The sequence below is a fragment of the Burkholderia sp. RF7-non_BP4 genome, assembly GCF_001521935.1.
Lineage (GTDB): Bacteria > Pseudomonadota > Gammaproteobacteria > Burkholderiales > Burkholderiaceae > Burkholderia > Burkholderia diffusa.
This window is the reverse complement of record NZ_LOTA01000010.1, coordinates 51,968-71,283: the sequence shown is the minus strand read 5'-3', so window position 1 is coordinate 71,283 and position 19,316 is coordinate 51,968. Positions and strand designations below refer to the sequence as shown.

19 protein-coding genes are annotated in these 19,316 nt (G+C 67.1%); 2 read left to right on the top strand and 17 right to left on the bottom strand.

Going from position 1 to position 19,316, the window contains the following annotated elements:
- Positions 1 to 11: 11 nt before the first annotated feature.
- The 5 genes from WS49_RS04145 to WS49_RS04125 form a co-directional block, all read right to left on the bottom strand.
- Complete coding sequence (locus WS49_RS04145) at positions 12 to 1,709, bottom strand: flavin monoamine oxidase family protein (protein ID WP_059524738.1); 1,698 nt, start codon at positions 1,707 to 1,709, stop codon at positions 12 to 14.
- A 39-nt stretch (positions 1,710 to 1,748) separates the two neighbouring features.
- Positions 1,749 to 2,231 (bottom strand): aromatic-ring-hydroxylating dioxygenase subunit beta, encoded by a 483-nt coding sequence (locus WS49_RS04140; protein ID WP_059524736.1) that lies wholly within the window; start codon positions 2,229 to 2,231, stop codon positions 1,749 to 1,751.
- On the bottom strand, positions 2,209 to 3,555 hold the full coding sequence (locus WS49_RS04135; RefSeq protein ID WP_059524734.1) for an aromatic ring-hydroxylating dioxygenase subunit alpha: 1,347 nt from the start codon (positions 3,553 to 3,555) through the stop codon (positions 2,209 to 2,211). The genes WS49_RS04140 and WS49_RS04135 overlap by 23 nt, the downstream gene beginning before the upstream one ends.
- A gap of 156 nt (positions 3,556 to 3,711) precedes the next feature.
- Complete coding sequence (locus WS49_RS04130; protein WP_059524732.1) at positions 3,712 to 4,110, bottom strand: hypothetical protein; 399 nt, start codon at positions 4,108 to 4,110, stop codon at positions 3,712 to 3,714.
- Between the two features lie 8 nt (positions 4,111 to 4,118).
- Positions 4,119 to 5,501 (bottom strand): MFS transporter, encoded by a 1,383-nt coding sequence (locus tag WS49_RS04125; RefSeq protein ID WP_059524730.1) that lies wholly within the window; start codon positions 5,499 to 5,501, stop codon positions 4,119 to 4,121.
- A gap of 138 nt (positions 5,502 to 5,639) precedes the next feature.
- On the opposite strand from WS49_RS04125, the gene WS49_RS04120 reads away from it, so the two are divergent.
- Complete coding sequence (locus WS49_RS04120) at positions 5,640 to 6,545, top strand: LysR family transcriptional regulator (RefSeq protein WP_059524728.1); 906 nt, start codon at positions 5,640 to 5,642, stop codon at positions 6,543 to 6,545.
- Positions 6,546 to 6,577: 32 nt separating this feature from the next.
- Here the strand turns inward: WS49_RS04120 and iaaH are convergent, their stop codons facing one another.
- The 6 genes from iaaH to WS49_RS04090 all read right to left on the bottom strand — a co-directional run bounded on the left by iaaH (position 6,578) and on the right by WS49_RS04090 (position 13,090).
- Entirely contained in the window at positions 6,578 to 7,999 is a 1,422-nt protein-coding gene (gene iaaH / locus WS49_RS04115) for an indoleacetamide hydrolase (RefSeq protein WP_059524726.1), read from the bottom strand.
- Positions 8,000 to 8,106: 107 nt separating this feature from the next.
- Positions 8,107 to 9,639 carry an amino acid permease gene (locus WS49_RS04110; RefSeq protein WP_059524724.1) on the bottom strand — a complete coding sequence of 511 codons (1,533 nt, stop codon included), beginning with the start codon at positions 9,637 to 9,639 and terminating at the stop codon, positions 8,107 to 8,109.
- Positions 9,640 to 9,778: 139 nt separating this feature from the next.
- A complete protein-coding gene (locus WS49_RS04105; RefSeq protein ID WP_059524722.1) occupies positions 9,779 to 10,243 on the bottom strand; it encodes an Lrp/AsnC family transcriptional regulator in 465 nt (154 codons plus the stop codon).
- Between the two features lie 101 nt (positions 10,244 to 10,344).
- Positions 10,345 to 11,103 carry a dimethylarginine dimethylaminohydrolase family protein gene (locus tag WS49_RS04100; RefSeq protein WP_059525643.1) on the bottom strand — a complete coding sequence of 253 codons (759 nt, stop codon included), beginning with the start codon at positions 11,101 to 11,103 and terminating at the stop codon, positions 10,345 to 10,347.
- A 231-nt stretch (positions 11,104 to 11,334) separates the two neighbouring features.
- The gene (locus WS49_RS04095) at positions 11,335 to 12,588 is read right to left on the bottom strand and encodes a DUF1479 domain-containing protein (protein WP_059524720.1); all 1,254 of its coding nucleotides are present in this window, start codon (positions 12,586 to 12,588) and stop codon (positions 11,335 to 11,337) included.
- Between the two features lie 112 nt (positions 12,589 to 12,700).
- A complete protein-coding gene (locus WS49_RS04090; protein WP_059524718.1) occupies positions 12,701 to 13,090 on the bottom strand; it encodes a VOC family protein in 390 nt (129 codons plus the stop codon).
- Positions 13,091 to 13,161: 71 nt separating this feature from the next.
- On the opposite strand from WS49_RS04090, the gene WS49_RS04085 reads away from it, so the two are divergent.
- Positions 13,162 to 14,130 (top strand): helix-turn-helix domain-containing protein, encoded by a 969-nt coding sequence (locus tag WS49_RS04085; protein ID WP_059525641.1) that lies wholly within the window; start codon positions 13,162 to 13,164, stop codon positions 14,128 to 14,130.
- Between the two features lie 90 nt (positions 14,131 to 14,220).
- On the opposite strand, the gene gltA is transcribed toward WS49_RS04085, so the two are convergent.
- The 6 genes from gltA to sdhC are packed head-to-tail and all read right to left on the bottom strand — an operon-like array spanning position 14,221 to position 19,148.
- Positions 14,221 to 15,522, bottom strand: a complete 1,302-nt coding sequence (gene gltA, locus WS49_RS04080; protein WP_011881720.1) for a citrate synthase — start codon at positions 15,520 to 15,522, stop codon at positions 14,221 to 14,223.
- A gap of 53 nt (positions 15,523 to 15,575) precedes the next feature.
- Complete coding sequence (locus WS49_RS04075) at positions 15,576 to 15,848, bottom strand: FAD assembly factor SdhE (protein ID WP_059450790.1); 273 nt, start codon at positions 15,846 to 15,848, stop codon at positions 15,576 to 15,578.
- Positions 15,849 to 15,856: 8 nt separating this feature from the next.
- Complete coding sequence (locus tag WS49_RS04070) at positions 15,857 to 16,558, bottom strand: succinate dehydrogenase iron-sulfur subunit (protein ID WP_059524716.1); 702 nt, start codon at positions 16,556 to 16,558, stop codon at positions 15,857 to 15,859.
- A gap of 21 nt (positions 16,559 to 16,579) precedes the next feature.
- Positions 16,580 to 18,355 (bottom strand): succinate dehydrogenase flavoprotein subunit, encoded by a 1,776-nt coding sequence (gene sdhA / locus WS49_RS04065; RefSeq protein ID WP_059524714.1) that lies wholly within the window; start codon positions 18,353 to 18,355, stop codon positions 16,580 to 16,582.
- A 3-nt stretch (positions 18,356 to 18,358) separates the two neighbouring features.
- On the bottom strand, positions 18,359 to 18,727 hold the full coding sequence (sdhD, locus tag WS49_RS04060) for a succinate dehydrogenase, hydrophobic membrane anchor protein (RefSeq protein WP_006399546.1): 369 nt from the start codon (positions 18,725 to 18,727) through the stop codon (positions 18,359 to 18,361).
- 4 nt (positions 18,728 to 18,731) lie between these two features.
- Positions 18,732 to 19,148 carry a succinate dehydrogenase, cytochrome b556 subunit gene (gene sdhC / locus WS49_RS04055; RefSeq protein WP_059524712.1) on the bottom strand — a complete coding sequence of 139 codons (417 nt, stop codon included), beginning with the start codon at positions 19,146 to 19,148 and terminating at the stop codon, positions 18,732 to 18,734.
- Positions 19,149 to 19,316 lie beyond the last annotated feature (168 nt).

Here is a 19,316-nt window from a genome sequence, read left to right as displayed (position 1 = left end):
CGCACGCCGCGTCAGTCGCCGTAGCGATAGCGGCTGCGCATCGCGTCGAGCGGATTGCCGTCGGCGAGCGTCCCGCCGAGACTGCGGATCACCGCGCTCGCCGCGTTGATCGCGGTCTGCACCGCGCCCTCGATCCAGCCGCCCGTGAACGAGCAGCAGCAGCCGGCCAGATAGATGCCACGATCCGACGACGGATCGGCGGCCGTCTGGAACTGATAGAACAGCGCCTGCGAGTGAATGTCCTCGCCCGGATAGTTCAGCTTGAATGCGCCGAGCGCGTAGCGGTCCGACAACCAGTCGTGGCTCGTGACGTTGCGCGCGTAATCGTCGTCGAGCGGACGCAGGTGCGCGGCGAACGCCGGCGACACGATGCCGATCTCGGCCACGAGACGCTTGAACCGCTCGACCTTGTCGGTGAGCGACAGGATCTTGTGCGAATCGTCCTCCCACGTGTAGCTGATCAGCACGACGCCGTGTGCGTCGGGATCGTCGGGCGCGTAGTCGAGGCAGTAGATGCCGCGCGCCAGCGTGTCCGTCTGGATGTTGTGCGGCAGCCCGTGCTTGAGCCAGAACTTGTCGCGGGTCAGCACGAACAGCTTCGACGAGCTGACCATGTGCGTCTCGTTGATTGCGCGAACGACGTTCGGCGCGAACAGGTTCGCGATGCCGGTGATGCCCATGCCGACCTGCATCGCGCGCGTCGTGGTCGCGACTATCACGCGGTCGAATATCCGCGTCGACCCGTCGTCGAGCGTGAGCGCAAAGGTCTCGTCCGGCTGCTTCGCCACATGCCGCACGGCCGCGTGGACGATGCAATCGCGCACTCGCGCACCGTCCCCGCCATCGTCGAGCAGCCCCTGCGCGAGCGCGAAGATGCCGGCCGGGATCAACCGCTGGTCGACTTCGAGCTCGTTGACCACGATCCGCAGGATTTCGAGGAACGATGCGCGATAGACCGGCTGGAAGCCGCCCGAGCCGATGCCGAGCGTGCCGAACAGGCGCAGGTCCTCGCCCTTGCGCCAGCGCGCGCCGCCCGGCGGCGTCGCGCCCGTGAAGATCTTGACGATCGCCGAGTAGAACGACTCGTCGCCGAAGCGGTCGATGTACTGCTGCCAGCCATGCCGCGCATCGTCGTAGCGGTGCGCGCGCAGCAGCGCCGTCAGTTCGGCCGGGGCGGGCAGCTGCGTGCCGTCGTCGAGCCGCACGCCGTCGCGAATGAACGCGCGCCAGCCGCGGTCGACGCGGTCGAACAGCGCGGGAGGCGCATCGCCCGCGGGCCAGCGGTATGCATGGCCCTGGTAGTGGATTTCGGTGTCGACGATGCCCGGATCGGGAAACGCGGATGCGCTGTCGACGCCGAACCGCTCGAGATAGTGGTAAAGCGCGGCCTGCGACGGCGGGAAACGCATCGCGCCCATTTCGGCGAGCAGGTGCGGATGGTCCGGATTGATCGACTGCGACAGCAGGCGCCCGCCCACGCGCGCGCGGTTCGCCTCGAACACGACGACCTGCCGCGCCCCCGCGCGCAGCAGCTCGCAGGCGGCGACCAGGCCGCCGACGCCCGCGCCGACGATCGCGATCCGCGCGTCGCGTGCGCGCTGCGCCGGCAGCGTGCCGAGATGCCCGCCGGTGCGGGACAGGAAGGCGCCGTAGTCGTACAGCGTGTCGATGTACGGCAACGTGCGCGGCAGGAATTCAGGAGCGTTCATGTGGTCGGGAGCGAAAAGGGATGTGCTGGCCGCACGCGATCAGACAGGCAGATGGATGCTGCCGAGCGGCGCGTCGGCGTTGACGAGATCGACACGCTTCACGCGGATGCGCAACGTGTCGTCGCATACCGCGAGTTCATGCGTGTACCAGCCGGCGAACAGCGTCTGCTCGTCGCGTCGCGTTTCGACGTAATGAAACGGCGTGCGCAGCACATAGGCGCCGCGTTCGTGGTCGGCCCGATCGACGTGCGGCTGCTGGAGCAGATGATGACCGCGACTCGCCGGCTGCTGCGAGAACGTCCGGCGCCCGGCCAGCCGCTCGATGCGGATGCGCAGCAGGAGCCGGTCCTCGTCCATCAGCGCGCCGTGCAGCCCGGTGTCGGGCTGGTCCGGCGACAGCGGCATCCAGTAGCGCGCGTCGTCCGCATAGAGCGCGAGCCATTCCTCGTAGCGCCGCTCGTCGAGCAGGCGCGCCTCGCGATAGACGAACGCGACGAGCTCATCGTGCGGAAATACGCGCATCGGCGGCCTCCTGCGTCGATACCGGCGCGATGTACTGCAGCCATGCGCGGAACTGGTTGCGGATCTGCTGTTCGCTGGTGCCGTTCGTCTCCGACGTCGGCTGCGCGAACTCCTCGGGCTCGAACAGCCGCCCGACATGCACCCAGTCGCGCGCCTGCGTGGCGAGGCCGCGCTGGGCGCGTTCGTACATTTCGAGATCGTCGTGCGCGACGATCGATGTCGGCGCGTTGATGAGGCGGTTGTAGGCGAGCGTGCGCTCGAACAGCGAATCGGGCGCGCCGACGAGACGAAACGACCACGACTCCACCAGCGTGCGGTCGACCGCCAGCGGCTTGAACACGCGCAGGATCTGGATCGGCCCTTTCACCATCGCATTCGGAAACAGCACCGTGTTGTGACGCACCTCGCCGAGAATCCGCGCGGCGCGCGCTTCGCCGTAGGCCGCGGTCATCTTCTCGTGATAGCCGGGAATCGGCGTGTAGCGCGCGTGAATCGAATCGGCGGTGCCGGTGTGACCATGTCCGTTGGGCCACACGCGCAACCCCATCTGCTCGAAGAACGCGTGCGGCTGGATGAACGGCTCCAGCAGCTCGACCGCCATCGGCTTCGCCTGCTGCGTGCCGTCGCGCTCCCACACGCGCACGGCCGTGCCGGCCGACGACTCGTGCGCGACCATCGGATGGCAGGTGTCGGTCTGATTCTCGACCAGCATCTTCCAGTTGCAGCCGTGCACGTAGCGGAACACGCCGCCCGCGACTTCCACGCGCCCTTCCGGCGATCGATCGACGAGGTTGTCGAGCGACGACAGCGCATCGCCAAAGTACGCATGGAAATCGACGCCGGACTGACTGAGGCGGCAGAACACGAAACCGCGATGCTCATGGGTCGCGCCGACCGCCTGCATGCCCTTGCTCGCCTCGCACGTCTCGAAGCCCGTGTTTTCGTAGCCGCGCCGCAGCGGAATCGCGTAGAGGCTGCCGTCGGTCCGGTACGACCAGGCGTGGTACGGGCAGCGGAAGAATGTGCCCGTGTTGCCGGAGGCATCCGTCACCAGCTGCGTGCCCTTGTGCGAACAGCGGTTGTGCAGCACCCGCACCGAACCGTCGACGTGGCGCACCATCACGACCGGCTCGGCGCCGATCGTCGTCGTCACGTAGTCGCCCGTGGCCGGAATCTGGCTGACATGGCCGACATAGAGCCACGTGTTCCGGAACAGATGGCGCATCTCCAGCTCGAAGATGCGCGGCGACAGATAGAGGTCCTTGTGCACCTCGGTATCGCGCACGAGCGAAGCCACCGCATCGGTGAACGATGGCGCCGTCATGCGCGCCCCCGACTGCGGACGCGATGCGGCCGCGCGTCCTCGCGACGCGCGATGTCGATTGCTTTTATTGTCATCTCTCAGGTTTCTGGTTGGTATGCCGCTCGGAGGAGCATGTGCCTGCCGCCGCGCGGCGGCGTCAGGCGTTGCGGGTAACGGTCAGCCCGTCACCGGCGTCTCGTGCAGCCGCAGCCAGCCGATGCGACCATCGGCGTCGCGCTCGAACACGACGGTCGAACGGCGCACCGTTCGCCGCCCTGCCGCGTCGGTCTGCGTCTCGCGATAGGCGATCGTCGAGCCGCCCTGCCACGTGCTCACTTCGTGCAGTTCGTCGATCGCGATCCGCAGGCCGGGCCGCGCGCCGAAGCCGCGCGAGAACAGGATGTCGATATCCGCGTAGTCGAGCGCATGCCCGTGCAGCGAGATCATCGAGAAGTCCCGCGAAAAGCGCGCGAGCAGCGGCGCGAGCCCCTCGCGCGCCGCGCTGCCGGACAACCATTGCTCGATGTCGACGTGCGCGTCGACCACTTCCTGGAAAAACGGGTTTGACGAATTCATCTCGAAACTCACGAACGTTGAGAAACCGCACGCCCGGCGGGCGCACGGTGCGCGGCGAGGCGCGCGACGAACGGCAGCGGCAGCAGCGTCGCCAGCGCAGCCAGGCCGAAACATTGCTGGTACGGCAGCCGCCCATCGTCCCCGTGCATCGACAACAGGAAGTTCAACGCGCTGCCCAGCACCGCGACGCCGAGACAGAAGCTCAGTTGCCGATTGATGTTCCACAGCGCGCTCGCGTCGCCCATTCGCGTGGCGGGGACATCGAGAAACGCCGCGCTTTGCGACGTGCTCGTGCACATGCTGGCGCCGAGCCCCATCGCGACGAACGCGAGCACGCGCCCGGCCTCGAAACCGGCAAGCGGGGTCGCGAGCAACACGATCCCGATCGCGTCGATCGCGATCCCGCTCATGAACAGCGGCTTCGGCCCCCACTTCGGGAAACAGCGGCGCGTCGTCGCGATCGCGGCGAACGACGCGATCGCCCACGGCACCATCAGCGCGCCCGTATGCGTCGCACTGAGCCCGAGCGCGTTCTGCAGATACAGCGCGGCGACGAGGTTCACGCCGGTGAACACGCCCGGCACGCACAGGTAGACGATCAGCCCGATCCGCAGCAGCGGCTGCGCAACCAGGCGCAGGTCGAGCAGCGGCGCGGCAGCGCTGCGTGCGTGCGCGACATACGCACCACCGGCGACGAGCGCGATCGCGAGCGGAACGAACGCGTCGCGGCCCGCGCCCGGCTGTCCCGCGAACGTCAGGCCGAGCAGCAGCGCAACGAGCGCCGCGGCGCTCAGCCCGAGGCCGCGCACGTCGAGCGCCGGCGGGCTGCCGTCCGGTTCGTCGGCCGGCAGCCACGCGAACGCGAGCACGCTCGTGACCGCGGCGAGCGGCAGCATTCCGAAGAAGATCGCCCGCCACGACACACGATCCACGACCACGCCGCCCAGCGCCGGCGACAGCGCCGGCACGAGCAGCGCGACCATCATCACGATCGACGTCAGATGCGCCCGCGCATCGGGCGGATACGCACGATAGGCCATCGTCTGCCCGACCGGGATCAGCAATCCGCCGCCGAGCCCCTGGACCAGCCGCCATGCCAACAGTGCGCCGATCGACGCCGACAGGCCGACGCCGAGGCTGCCGAGCGCGAACAGCAGCAGCGACGCGATCAGCAGCCGGCGCTCGCCGAAGCGGCGCGCGAGCCACGTACCGAGCGGGATCACGACCGTCAGCCCGAGCACGTACGCGTTGCCGATCCACGCCAGCTGCGCGACCGACGCGTGCAGCTCGCGCTGGATCGTCGGATAGGCGGCATTGATGACGAACATGTTGGCGAGGTCGATCGCGAACCCGAGCAGGTAGACGGCGGCGATTTTCGAGCGATCGGTCATGGCGGCGGAAGACGAACGAAACGCCGCAGTGTAAGGTTCGCCGCGCACGTCGATAAGCCCGGCCGGACGGCAGGACTGGTCGAAAAATTTTGACAATCAGGGCACCATGTCGGTTTTCCGTCTCGGATCCGACACGCCATGGTGAGTCTCGATCGTTTCGCCGTCTTCCGCGCCGTCGTGGAAGCAGGGTCGTTTACGGCCGCCGCCGCCCAGCTGAACCAGGCCCGGGCCGCGGTGAGCTTCAACATCAAGCAGCTGGAAGCCGAGCTCGGCGTCACCCTGCTCACGCGCACCACGCGGCGCGTCGAGCTGACCGACGCGGGCGAGCGCTTCCATGCGCGCTGCCTGCGCGTGCTGGAGGAAGCCGAAAGCGCGATCGAGGACGCGCGCAGCGAGCATGGCGGGATGCACGGCGTGCTGCGCGTGACGTCGACCGTCGAGTACGGGACGATGGTCGTCGCCCCCGCGCTGCACACGTTCATGCAGCGGCATCCCGCGCTGCGCGTGCGGCTCGAGACGCACGCGTCGCAGGTCGATCTGGTGCGCGAGCGCGTCGACGTGGCGATCCGGCTCGGCCGCCTCGAACAGTTCCAGGATCTGCCGTACCGCGGCGCGTGCCTCGCGACGTACGAAGTGCGGCCCGTGATCGCGCCGTCACTGCTCGCCGCGGCCGGCCTGTCGCACATCGATTCGCCGGACACGCTCGCCCGGCTGCCGCAGCTCGGCCATACGCGGCTCGAGCGCATCGCCACGTGGCCGCTCGCCGATCGCGACGGCAACCCGCACGCGTTCCGGCCCGGTGCCAAGCCGCGCGTCGTGGTCGACAACGCGTCGGTCCTGCGCGTGCTCGCGCGGCAAGGCAGCGGTGTCGCGCTGCTGCCCGAATGGCTCGTGCGCGACGATCTCGCGAGCGGCGCGCTGGTCGATGCGCTCCCCGGCTACCGGTTTCCGCCGCAGGCCGTCTATGCGCTGTACCCGTCGACCCCGCACGTGCCGCAGAAAGTACGTGCATGGGTCGACTTCATGAAGGCATATCTCGCCTGAACCCGGCGTGAACGTGGCAGGCGCGCGGCGACTCACGCGCGCGCCGCATCGTCCCGCAGCAGCGCGTCGATCCGCCGGGCGATCGCGAGCAGACGGCGATCGCCGCCCCATGGCCCTTCCAGCATCAGCCCGACCGGCAGCGCCGTTTGCGGGGAGCGTCCGGCCGGGATCGAGACGGACGGCACGCCGGCGAGCGTCGCCGGCGAAGTCTGGCGCGCGACGCGCGCGAACAGCGCGGCATCCTGCGCGGCGGTCATCGCGGCCGTGTCGTCGAGCGACGGCGGCTCGCCCGGCACCGTGGGCATCGCGATGCAGTCGACCGGCGTACCGAACGCGTCGTCGTACCAGCGCACGAGACGCCGACGGCACGCGATCGCGTCCGCATACGCCTGCGCATCGACCGGCGCGGACACGAACGACCGGAAGATCGCGCGCACGTCGTCGCTCGCGATCCGCTCGACGAACGTGTCGAACGGGATGCCGAGCCGTTCCGCCGCGAAGCGGCGCCAGTATTGGTTCGCCTCGTATCCCACGAGCGGAAAGCCGCATGCTTCGCTGGCCTCGTGCAGCGGCATCGCCGGCAACGGCACGAGCGTCGCGCCGGCCGCCGCGAACGACGCGAGCGCACGCTCGATGCAGGTCGCGACGCCCGGATCGAGCGCGTCGAAGTACGGTGCGCCCGGCACGCCGATGCGCAACTGCGGCCATTCGGGTGCGGTCGCGATGCCGTCGTCGCGCGTCAGCACCGCGTCGAGCAGCAGCAGATCGTCGATGCCATGTCCGATCGGCCCCACCGTGTCGCGCGTGGGCGACAGCGACAGCACGCCGTGCGCCGAATAGCGCTGCGCGGACGGCCGCAATCCGTAGACACCGCAAAATGCGGCCGGAATCCGCACCGAGCCGCCCGTGTCGGTACCGAGACCGAACGGGATACCGGCCGCGACGGCCGCCGCCGTGCCGCCGCTCGACCCGCCGGCGATACGCCGCGGATCCTGCGGATTGCCGACCGCGCCGAAGTGCCGGTTGCCGCTCGTGATGCCGAACGCAAGCTCGTGCATGTTCGCCTTGCCGAGCGGCACCGCGCCGGCGTCAAGCAGGCGCCGCACGGTCAGCGCGTCCGAGGCCGCCCGATAGCCGTTCACCGCCGGGCTCGCGCCGAGCGTCGGCATCCCGGCGGTATCGAGGTTGTCCTTGATCACGAACGGCACGCCGGCAAGCGGTAACACGTCGCCCTGGGCGACGCGCGCATCGACGTGCTCGGCCGTGCGGCGCGCGAGTTCGCCATCGACGTGCACCATCGCATTGAGCGGCGCGATCGCCACGAGACGCGCGAGTGCGTCGTCGGCCAGATCGACAGCGCGGCGTTCGGCCGTGCGCACGGCATCGGCAAGCTCGCGCACGCTGGCGGCGGAAACGAATGAAGAGGAAGAAACGCGGTTCGGCTGTATTGTCATGTTGTGTGCTGGACGCGGAATCGATCGGGAAACGCGCGACGTGCCGGAGGCCCTGTCCGGCACGCTACGCGAAGGCGATGGTATCCCGGCCCGCGGCCGCATGCACGCTACGCGCCGCGCGACGACCGCTCGCGCGTTTCCCCCGCGTCGCCGACCGGGCGCGTCAGCCACGGCCCGATCTCCATCTCCTCGTACCGCACGAGCCGGCTCTTGCGCGCGCGGCGATACGCCCACCAGATCGCGACGAACAGCGGAATCCACACATAGATCGACAGCACTTCCATCCAGTCGATGCGAGCGGCGAAGAACGCCTGGTAATCCTGCCCGAGCGAGATCACGCTGCAGACCGCGATCGCGAACAACGGCCCGAACGGGAACCACTTTGCGCGATACGGCAGTTGATCGAGCCGGTAGCCCTGCTTCAGAAAGCCCTTGCGGAACCGGTAGTGGCAGACCGCGATGCCGAGCCACGCGATGAAACCGGTGATGCCGACCGTATTGAGCAGCCACAGATAGATGCGCTGGTTGTTGGTCAGCGACGTGAGGAAGCACAGGCCGCCCACCGCCATCGTCGCGTAAAGCGCGTTGCGCGGCACGCCGCCCGGCGACAGCGTCGCGAACATCGCGGGCGCACGGCCTTCCGCCGCGAGGTTGTACAACATCCGCGTCGCCGCATACGTGCCGGAGTTGCCGGCCGACAGCACGGCCGTCAGGATCACGAGGTTCATCGCGCCCGCGGCAAGCGGAAAGCCCGCATGGCTGAACACGAGCGTAAACGGACTCACGCCGATGTCGGTCACGTCGCTCTTCAGCAGGTTCGGGTCGGTGTACGGCACCAGCAGGCCGATCACGAAGATCGCGAGCACGTAGAACAGCATGATCCGCCAGAAGATCTGCTTCACCGCGCGCGGGATCGTCTTGCGCGGGTTTTCCGATTCGCCGGCCGTGATCCCGACCAGCTCGGTGCCGAGAAACGAGAAGCCCGCGATCAGCGCGACGCTCATCATCGCGTGCACGCCGCCGACGAACGGCGCATCGCCGGTCCTGAAGTTGCGCCAGCCGACCGGATGCCCGTTGCCGAGCAGGCCCGCCGCGATCAGCAACCCCGCCGCGATGAACGCGATCACGGTGACGACCTTGATCAGCGAGAACCAGTATTCGGATTCGCCGAAGCCGCGCACCGACAGCGTGTTCAGCAGGAAGATCAGCACCAGGAAGCCCGCGCCCCACCACACGCCCGGCACGGCTGGAAACCAGTAGCGCATCACGATCTGCCCGGCGACGAGTTCGATCGCGATCGTCACCGCCCAGCTGTACCAGTAGGTCCAGCCGAGCGCGACGCCGAAGCCTTCGTCGACGTACTTCTCGCCGTAGATCGCGAACGAGCCCGACACCGGCATCAGCGCGGCCATCTCGCCGAGCCCGGTGACGACGAAGTAGACCATCAGCCCGATCGCGACATACGCGGCGATCGCGCCGCCCGGCCCCGCCTGCGCGACCGATGCGCCCGACGCGACGAACAGCCCCGTGCCGATCGAGCCGCCGATCGCGATCATCGCGATGTGGCGGCTCTGCAGCCGGCGCTTCAGCGCCGTTCCGGACGGCGGGGCCGTCTCCACTGCCGCTTGCAAAGCATCCATAGTGTTCACCCTGATTGGATTCGGGCCGCCCCAATTGATTCGGAATACCAATCGATCGGCCCGGTTATTCGCGTCGAAGAACGGTCCTGTTCGCCGGGCCGCGCGTCCGATGCGGGCGGCCCGGACGCGCACGGCCGCGTCAGACGACGCTGCGCTTGATCGCCTGCAGCTCGGCCGTCGTCACGATCTTCTCGATCCGGAACCGCTGACTTTCCAGCCACATGTTCGCGATCCGCCGGTATTCGTCGAGATCCTCGCACGCGAGCCGCACGAGAAAATCGAACGTGCCGCTGACGAGCCAGCAGTCGAGCACCGCCGGGTTGTTCCGCATCTCGTCCTCGAACGGCGCCTGCGAACGGCCGTGGTCGGCCAGCACGATCTGCGCGATCACGACGATCGGCTTGGTCGCGCGCGGCGCCTTGATCACCGCGCGATAGCCTTCGATCACGCCGAGCGCCTCGAGCCGCTCCACGCGTGCCTGGCATGGGCGCGGCGTGAGGTTCACGAGCTCCGACAGCTTCCGGTACGAAATCCGTCCGTCGGTGCGCAGGATATCGAGGATCCGGAGGTCGATCTTGTCGAGCTGCATCTTCTTGTCGGTCATCCGCGTTCGCTCCGGTCGGGTGGTGGCTGGCGCGCGGAGCGTCTCCTCCAGTTCCGCGCGGGGGCCACATTATCCGGCCGAAGCGGCCGCGCGCCAATCGGCTAGAAGCGCAGCGACAGGCAGGTCAGGCCGCCGTCCATCTTGCGGAACTCGCTCGTGTCGATCACGTGCAGCGGCAGCCCGAGCGAGCCGATCGCGTCGTGCACGCGCGGGTAGCCGGCCGGTGTGATCAGCGTGCCGTTCACGCGCAGCGTGTTGCCCGCGTATTCATCGGCGGCCGAGATGGCGATCCGGCGATAGTCGGCGAACGCCGGATGCGCGGCCAGCGCCTCGGTCACGAGCAGCGTGTCGTCGCCGAGCGCGTTGACCACCGATTTCAGATGCAGGCCGGCGCCGACCGGCACCGCGACGACCGAATAGCCGTAGCGCGACACCAGCGACTCGAACGCGGCGATGCCCTCGGCATCGGTGCGGCTCGTCAGGCCGATGTAGAAGCGCTTGCCGACGAGCATCACGTCGCCGCCGTCGAGGCGGCCCGCCTGCATCGGCAGCAGGTCGCGATGCGCACCGAGCGCCGCTTCGATATGCGCCGTCTCGCCGCGCCGCGCGGGTGCGCCGGGGCGCGTGATCACCGCGAATTCAGGCGTGACGACGGCGACGTCCTCGACGAAGTGCGAATCGGGAAACGCGTCCAGCGGCGGCAGTTCGGTCAGTTCGACACCGAGGCCGCGCAGCGCGTCGCAGTATGCGTGGAACTGCGTGAGCGTCTTGTCGTAGTCGGGCGCGCCGAGCGCGGCGGTGGTGAGACCCGCGCCGCAGGACGGCGCGGGACGGCGAACGATCGCTTGCGTGAATTGCATCGACTCCTCCATGGTCACGCTGCCCCGTGCGGCGCACCGGGCAGCTGCGTTGTGTCCGGACCATTATCGGAAGCCAAATTGCGCAATTCGCGTCGAATTCGGGCGCGCCCGCAGCCGATCGCGTCGAATTGCGTGCGTGACGCAGCGGATTCGGCAGACGGCCGGCGTGCGCGGCGCAAACGCGCCGTACGCGGGTGCCGGAGCGACCCATGCGTCCGTGCGCTGCATCCGTCATGCGGCGACAGGCGCGAACCCCATTTGCGCACGCCCCAGCGCCGTCAGATCGCCCTCGCCGCCGCGTCCGTCGAAATCGACCTCGAAATGATCGGCCGGGAAATCGGGCGGGCTGTCGCCGCGCAGGAACGCGAGCCGCTGGCGCTGGAGGTACGCATCGTTCTTCGCGCAACCGGGCGCGGCCGCGATGTACATCACGTTGCTGTCGCCGCTGCCGCGATGCGCATCCTCGACCGCATGCACGACGTCGCCATGCCAGAACACCGCATCGCCCGGCTCCATGTGCGGGATCGGCACCAGCGCGTCGAGCAGCAGCGCATGCCATTCGGGCAGGATCGACAGCGCGCGACCCGGACGCGCGCCGCACAGGTCGTCGTCGGCGACGTCGTCCTGCAGCGCACGCAGCACGACGTACGCCATCGCGTTCGCAACCGGGATCAGCTGCAGCGTGCCGTCGCCGGGCCCTTGCGGCGTCAGCGCGGTCCAGCCCTGGAACGTGCGGAACATCGAGCATACGGCCGGCGACGGAATCTCCTCGACGTCCGGGCGGAACGCCGCGTCGAACGGATCGTAATCGCGCCAGTTGCCGGCCAGCACGTGGCGGTAGACCTGCCGGAAATTCGCGCCGAGCCAGCGTTCGACCGAGCCGCCGTCGACGTGCGGCGACAGCCCGAGCGACGTCGAGCCCGGTGGCCGGCGGCGGATCCGGTCCGCGTAGGCCGGCACCTGGTCGGGATCGAAATGCGTGCGCGCGCCGTCCGCATGACGCCACAGCCGGTTCAGGAACACGCGTGCCCGCGTGAGGGCCGGCGACTGGCGCGCCGCCACCTGCGGCTTCGACCAGTAGACGCCGTAAATCTGCGGCTTGCCCGACGCGAGGTTGCCGAAGTAACGGTCCTCGGCGCGCGCATGCAGCCGCTCGGCGAAGCGGTTCGCGTCCAGATAGGCGCCGATCTCGTCGTTCCAGTCGCGCGCCTGCTGCGCGTCGAACACACCGCGGATCACCGCCGCGCCATGCGCACGGATCGCGGCGATCGCCCGCGGATCGACGGTGTCGTTCGCGATGTCCGCGAATTTCAGCACCGGAATCAGGTCGCGGCCTTGCGCGTGCGCGCGGCGGATCGCGTCGACCTGCCGCGCGATATCGCCCTCCAGCTCGCGGAACGTGGCCGCGTAACCGGGCAGATCGGCGCGCAGCGCCCGTTTCGCCGTGCGGATCGCGGCCGGCAGATCGTCAATCGTCAGGTGCATCGTCGTCTCCTCGCTGAATCGTGTGTCGTGTCGAGCATTCAGCGTACGGCCGGCGCGGTGCCGTCATCGACACTATCCGGTCAACTATCGATACAATCCCGACAACCATCCGCTACTCGGGACGATGGCAGACCACGCACAGCTTGTTGCCGTCCGGGTCGCGGAAATACGCACCGTAGTAGTCGGCGTGATAGTGCGGCCGCAGCCCCGGCGGCCCGTCGCAGGTGCCGCCGTGCTGCAGCGCGAGCGCATGACAGCGGTCGACCCGCGCGCGCGTCTGCACGTCGAACGCGATCGTATGGCCGTTGCCCGGTTCGGGCGCGCGGCGGTCGAGGGGCGGGCCGAAGAAGAACAGCGGCCGGTCGGCATCGGCCGGCATCCAGCCCGACCAGCCGTCCGGCTCGCTGAACTTCAGACGCAGCCCGAGTTCCGCGAACAGCGGCGCGTAGAAGTCGTACGCGCGCGCGGTATCGCTGACGCCTACGCAAACATGTGAAAACATGGCATCGCTCCGTCGTGACGATCGATCACGATCATGCCACGGCGCGCTGCCCCGCTCGACCGGAGGTCGCGATGAAGCCGCAATACGAGCATGTGACGTTCGCCCCCGGCTGTTCGATTCGCGTGTATCACCGTCAACTCGCGCACATTCCGTTCGAATGGCATCGGCATCCCGAATACGAACTGACGCTGACGCTGAACAGCCGAGGCCGGCGCTTCGTCGGCGATCATGTCGCCCGTTACGGGGACGACGACCTGGTGCTCGTCCCGCCCAACCTGCCGCACACGTGGTCGTCGAATGCGCGCATCGATCGTGACGCGCCGGAAGTCGCGCTCGTCGTCTGGTTTGACGGCGACTGGGCACGACGCATGGCCGACTGCTGCCCCGAGTACGCGCCGCTGCGCTCGCTGCTGCGTCGCGCGGCGCCCGGTCTCGCGTTCGACGCCGAGACGGCCCGCGCGATGCGCGCACGCTTGCCGCAGTTGCTCGACTCATCGCCGCGCGTCCGCCTCGCGGCCGCACTCGACACGCTCGCCGATCTCGCTGAAGCCGGCGGCGAACCGCTTGCCACCGCCCAGGCCTACGGCCGGCCCGACGCCGCCGCGTCATCGGCCGACTCGGCCGCGCCCGAAGCCGAACGCCTCGACCGCGTGCTCGACGCGATCGACCGGCGCTTCCATGAGCCGCTGCGCATCGACGCACTCGCCGCCGTCGCGCACATGTCCGAACGCACGCTGCAGCGGCTGTTCGTGCGGCACCTCGGCGAAAGTGTCGGCCGCTACGTGCAGCGGCTGCGGCTCGCGCATGCGTGCCGCCACCTGGTCGGCACCGACTGGCCGATCGCGACGGTCGCCGCGCGCTGCGGCATTCCGAATGCCGCGAACTTCAACCGCCAGTTCCTCGCCGCGCGCGGGATGACGCCCGGCGCGTACCGGCAGTTCTTCGCGCGGCATGGCCACGCGCCCGACGCCGGCGCGCCGCCACCGCTCGACACGCGGCCGCCGTCGCTGGAACGCCATGCCGTTCGGCCGCGCAAATGAAAACACCCCGGCGGGATGACCCACCGGGGTGTCGGGGCGTTGCGATTGCCGGACGCGAGCGGCCTTGCGACCGTTCGCGCCGCGCACGACTCAACGTGCGTTGAGCGGCTTCGCTTCGCGCGGCGTGTCGCCGATGAACAGCTGACGCGGACGGCCGATCTTCTGTTCCGGATCCGCGATCATTTCGTTCCACTGTGCGATCCAGCCGACCGTACGTGCCATCGCGAAGATACACGTGAACATCGACGTCGGGATGCCCAGCGCGCGCTGAACGATACCCGAGTAGAAGTCGACGTTCGGGTACAGCTTGCGCGACACGAAGTATTCGTCTTCCAGCGCGATCTTCTCGAGCTGCATCGCGAGCTTGAACAGCGGGTCGTCGTGCAGGCCGAGTTCGTTCAGCACTTCGTAGCACGTTTCGCGCATCAGCTTCGCACGCGGGTCGTAGTTCTTGTACACGCGGTGACCGAAGCCCATCAGCTTCACGCCCGAATTCTTGTCCTTCACCTGCTTGATGAATTCGGGGATGTTGTCCGGCGAACCGATCTGCTCGAGCATGTTCAGCGCGGCTTCGTTCGCACCGCCGTGCGCCGGGCCCCACAGACATGCGATACCGGCTGCGATACACGCGAACGGGTTCGCGCCCGACGAGCCGGCCAGACGAACCGTCGACGTCGAAGCGTTCTGCTCGTGGTCGGCGTGCAGGATCAGGATACGGTCGAGTGCGCGGACGAGCACGTCGTTGACCTTGTACTCTTCGCACGGGTTCGAGAACATCATGTGCATGAAGTTCGCGCTGTACGACAGCGAGTTCTTCGGATACACGAACGGCTGACCGATGCTGTACTTGTATGCCATCGCGACGAGCGTCGGCAGCTTCGCGATCATGCGGATCGCCGACACTTCGCGGTGACGCGGGTCGTTGATGTCGAGCGAGTCGTGGTAGAACGCGGACAGCGCGCCGACTGCGGCGACCAGGATCGCCATCGGGTGCGCGTCGCGGCGGAAGCCACGGAAGAAGAAGTGCATCTGCTCGTGCACCATCGTGTGCTTCGTGACGGTGTCGACGAATTCCTTCTTCTGCGCCGCGTTCGGCAGTTCGCCCTTCAGCAGCAGGTAGCAGGACTCGAGGAAGTCGGCGTTCTGCGCGAGGTTGTCGATCGGATAACCGCGGTACAGGAGTTCGCCCTTGTCGCCGTCGATGTACGTAATCGCCGAATTACACGAAGCCGTCGACATGAAGCCCGGGTCGTAAGTGAACTTGCCGGTCTGGCCGTACAGCTTGCGGATGTCGATCACGTCCGGGCCCATCGTACCCTTGTAGATCGGCATTTCGACGCTCGGCGAGTTGTCGCTGAACGATAGCGTGGCTTTAACATCAGACGGAGTCATGGCACATCCTCAATCGAAATAAAGAAACGGGATTCGATAACGGGCGTAACGCGTTACACGTTGCGCAGCATCTCCAACAGCCGGTGAACGTCCGGGCTGTCTAGGTCGCCCTCTGGTTCCTTGCGCGCGAGGAGCAAGTCCATCAGGTCGTTGTCGCTCAGATCGAGCAGGCGCGACAACGCGCCTACGTCTGCATCGGTGAGGTCATGCTCGTATCTGCTGAAGAAACGCTCGAATACGATGTCGTTTTCCAGCAGACCCCGCCGCGCGCGCCAGCGGAGGCGCGCGCGACGGTGCGGGTCGGATTGATGCGAATCGTCGCTCATCACAAACTTCAAACCGCGCGACGAACCATCAGTTCCTTGATCTTGCCGATCGCCTTCGTCGGGTTAAGGCCCTTCGGGCAAACGTCGACGCAGTTCATGATCGTGTGGCAACGGAACAGACGGTACGGGTCTTCCAGGTTGTCGAGACGCTCGCCGGTGGCGGTGTCGCGGCTATCGGCGATGAAGCGGTAAGCCTGCAGCAGGCCGGCCGGGCCGACGAACTTGTCCGGGTTCCACCAGAAGCTCGGGCACGACGTCGAGCAGCTCGCGCACAGAATGCACTCGTACACGCCGTCGAGCTCGTCGCGTTCTTCCGGCGACTGGAGACGTTCCTTCTCGGGCGGCGGCGCGTCGTTGATCAGGTACGGCTTGATCGAGTGATACTGGTTGAAGAAGTGCGTCATGTCGACGATCAGGTCGCGCACGACGGGCAGGCCCGGCAGCGGGCGCAGCACGATCTTCTGCGGCAGCTCGTTCAGGTTCGTCAGGCACGCCAGACCGTTCTTGCCGTTGATGTTCATCGCGTCGGAACCGCACACGCCTTCACGGCACGAGCGACGGAACGACAGCGTCTCGTCCACGGCCTTCAGCTTGACCAGTGCGTCGAGCAGCATGCGCTCATGCTGGATCTCGAGCTCGTACGTCTGCATGCGCGGCGCCGCGTCCTTGTCCGGATCGTAGCGGTAGACTTCAAAAATGCGTTTTGCCATTTCGGATTCCTTTGACTCGGCTTAGAACGTGCGCGGCTTCGGCGGCACGGAGTCGACCGTCAGCGGCTTCATTTGAACCGGCTTGTAGTCGAGGCGATCGCCTTCGCTGTACCACAGCGTGTGGCGCAGCCAGTTGTCGTCGTCGCGATGTTCGTAATCGCTGTGTGCGTGCGCGCCGCGGCTTTCCTTGCGCGCTTCCGCCGACACCATCGTCGCGCGGGCGACTTCGATCAGGTTCTCCAGCTCGAGCGCTTCGACGCGCGCGGTGTTGAACACCTTCGACTTGTCCTTCAGGTGGATGTTTTCCACGCGTGCCTTCAGGCCGGCCATCTGGTCGACGCCTTCCTTCAGCAGTGCCGATGTGCGGAACACGCCTGCGTGCTTCTGCATCGTCGCGCGGATGTCGTTGGCGACGTCCTGCGTGTACTCGCCCGAGGTCGACTTGTCGAGCTTGTTCAGACGTGCCAGCGAGAATTCGCCTGCATCGGCCGGCAGCGGCTTGTGTTCCTTCTGGTTCTTCACGTGCTCGACGATGTGGTTGCCGGCCGCACGGCCGAACACCACGAGGTCCAGCAGCGAGTTCGTGCCGAGGCGGTTCGCGCCGTGCACGGACACGCACGAGCACTCGCCCACTGCGTAGAAGCCGTTGACCGGATCCTTGTGGCCGCGCGACGTGCCGACGACCTGACCATGGATGTTGGTCGGGATGCCGCCCATCTGATAGTGAATCGTCGGGACGACCGGGATCGGTTCCTTGATCGCATCGACGTTCGCGAACTTCAGCGCGATTTCGCGGATCGACGGCAGACGCTTCATGATCGTCTCGGCGCCGATGTGCGACAGGTCGAGCAGCACGTGGTCCTTGTTCGGACCGACGCCGCGGCCTTCCTTGATTTCCTGGTCCATCGAACGCGACACGAAGTCACGCGGCGCCAGATCCTTCAGCGTCGGTGCGTAGCGTTCCATGAAGCGCTCGCCGTTCGCGTTGCGCAGGATACCGCCTTCGCCGCGCACGCCTTCGGTGATCAGCACGCCCGCGCCGGCCACGCCGGTCGGGTGGAACTGCCAGAACTCCATGTCCTGCAGCGCGATGCCCGAGCGCGCAGCCATGCCGAGGCCGTCGCCGGTGTTGATGAACGCGTTGGTCGACGCCGCGAAGATCCGGCCTGCGCCGCCCGTCGCGAACAGCGTCGTCTTGCCTTCCATGATGTAGACGTCGCCCGTCTCCATCTCGAGGGCCGTCACGCCGAGCACGTCGCCGTCCGCGTCGCGGATCAGGTCGAGCGCCATCCATTCGACGAAGAATTGCGTCTTCGCTTCGACGTTCTGCTGGTACAGCGTGTGCAGCAGCGCGTGACCGGTACGGTCGGCGGCCGCGCAAGCGCGCTGGACCGGCTTCTCGCCGTAGTTCGCGGTATGGCCACCGAACGGACGCTGGTAGATCGTGCCGTCCGCGTTACGGTCGAACGGCATGCCGAAGTGTTCCAGTTCGTACACGACGTTCGGTGCTTCGCGGCACATGAACTCGATCGCGTCCTGGTCGCCGAGCCAGTCGGAACCCTTGATCGTGTCGTAGAAGTGGAAGTGCCAGTTGTCTTCGCTCATGTTGCCGAGCGACGCGCCGATGCCGCCCTGTGCGGCCACCGTGTGCGAACGGGTCGGGAACACCTTCGACAGCACGCCGACCGACAGGCCCGCGCGCGACAGTTGCAGCGCTGCGCGCAAGCCCGAGCCGCCCGCGCCGACGATCACCACGTCGAACTTGCGGCGCGGCAGGGAAGTTTTGATTGCAGCCATTCTTTACACTCTCCAGAGAATCTGCGCGGCGTAGCCCGCACATGCGAGCAGCCAGACGATGGTCAGCGATTGCAGCAGCAGGCGCACACCGACGGGCTTCACGTAGTCCATCCAGATGTCGCGCACGCCGACCCATGCGTGGTAGAAGAGGGAAAGCAGCGTCACGAAGGTCGCGAGCTTCATCCATTGCGCGGAGAAGATCGATGCCCAGCCTTCGTACGAGAAGTCATGCGCGCCGAAGAACAGGACGAGCAGAATGACCGTGTAGACCGCCATGATCGTGGCGGTGACGCGCTGCGCGAGCCAGTCGCGCAGGCCGTAGTGAGCGCCGACGACGAGGCGCTTCGAGCCGATTCGGTTATTGGCTGCCATTTTCTTAGAATGCTCCGAACAGTTTGAGTGCCATGGCGATCGTCAGGGCGATCGAGACGACAAAGACGACGATGGCCGTCCGCTTGCCGCCTTCCTTCGAGACGGCGTCGTGATTGACGTCCATCAGCAGGTGGCGAATGCCGGCGCAGAAATGGTGGAGGAACGCCCAGGACAACGCGAGGACGATCAGCTTGACGACGATGTTGGAGAGGAAAGCCTTGAAGACTTCGAAGCTGAGCTCGGAGGTGAGGCTCTGATCGAAGAGGAACAGCAGGAACGGCAGGAACAGGAACAGCAGCGCGCCGCTGACTCGATGGAGGATCGACAATATCGCCGCCAAGGGCATGCGATATTTCATCGTGATATCGCCGAATCCGATGTTCCGGTATTCCGGCCTCGGCTTTCTTACTGCGTCAGTCATGCTAGACCCCTACTATGTTGTCACACTAATCCGCGATTTTAGCGCCTTTTTATATCGCGCTGCAGCGAAAGTCTGCTCTGGATCATTACGCGAACGGGAATAAAGGCGGCCCGAAACGTGCTACGCGAACACGGGAAGCGCGCGCGCACGCTGCTTGTGCCGATACGT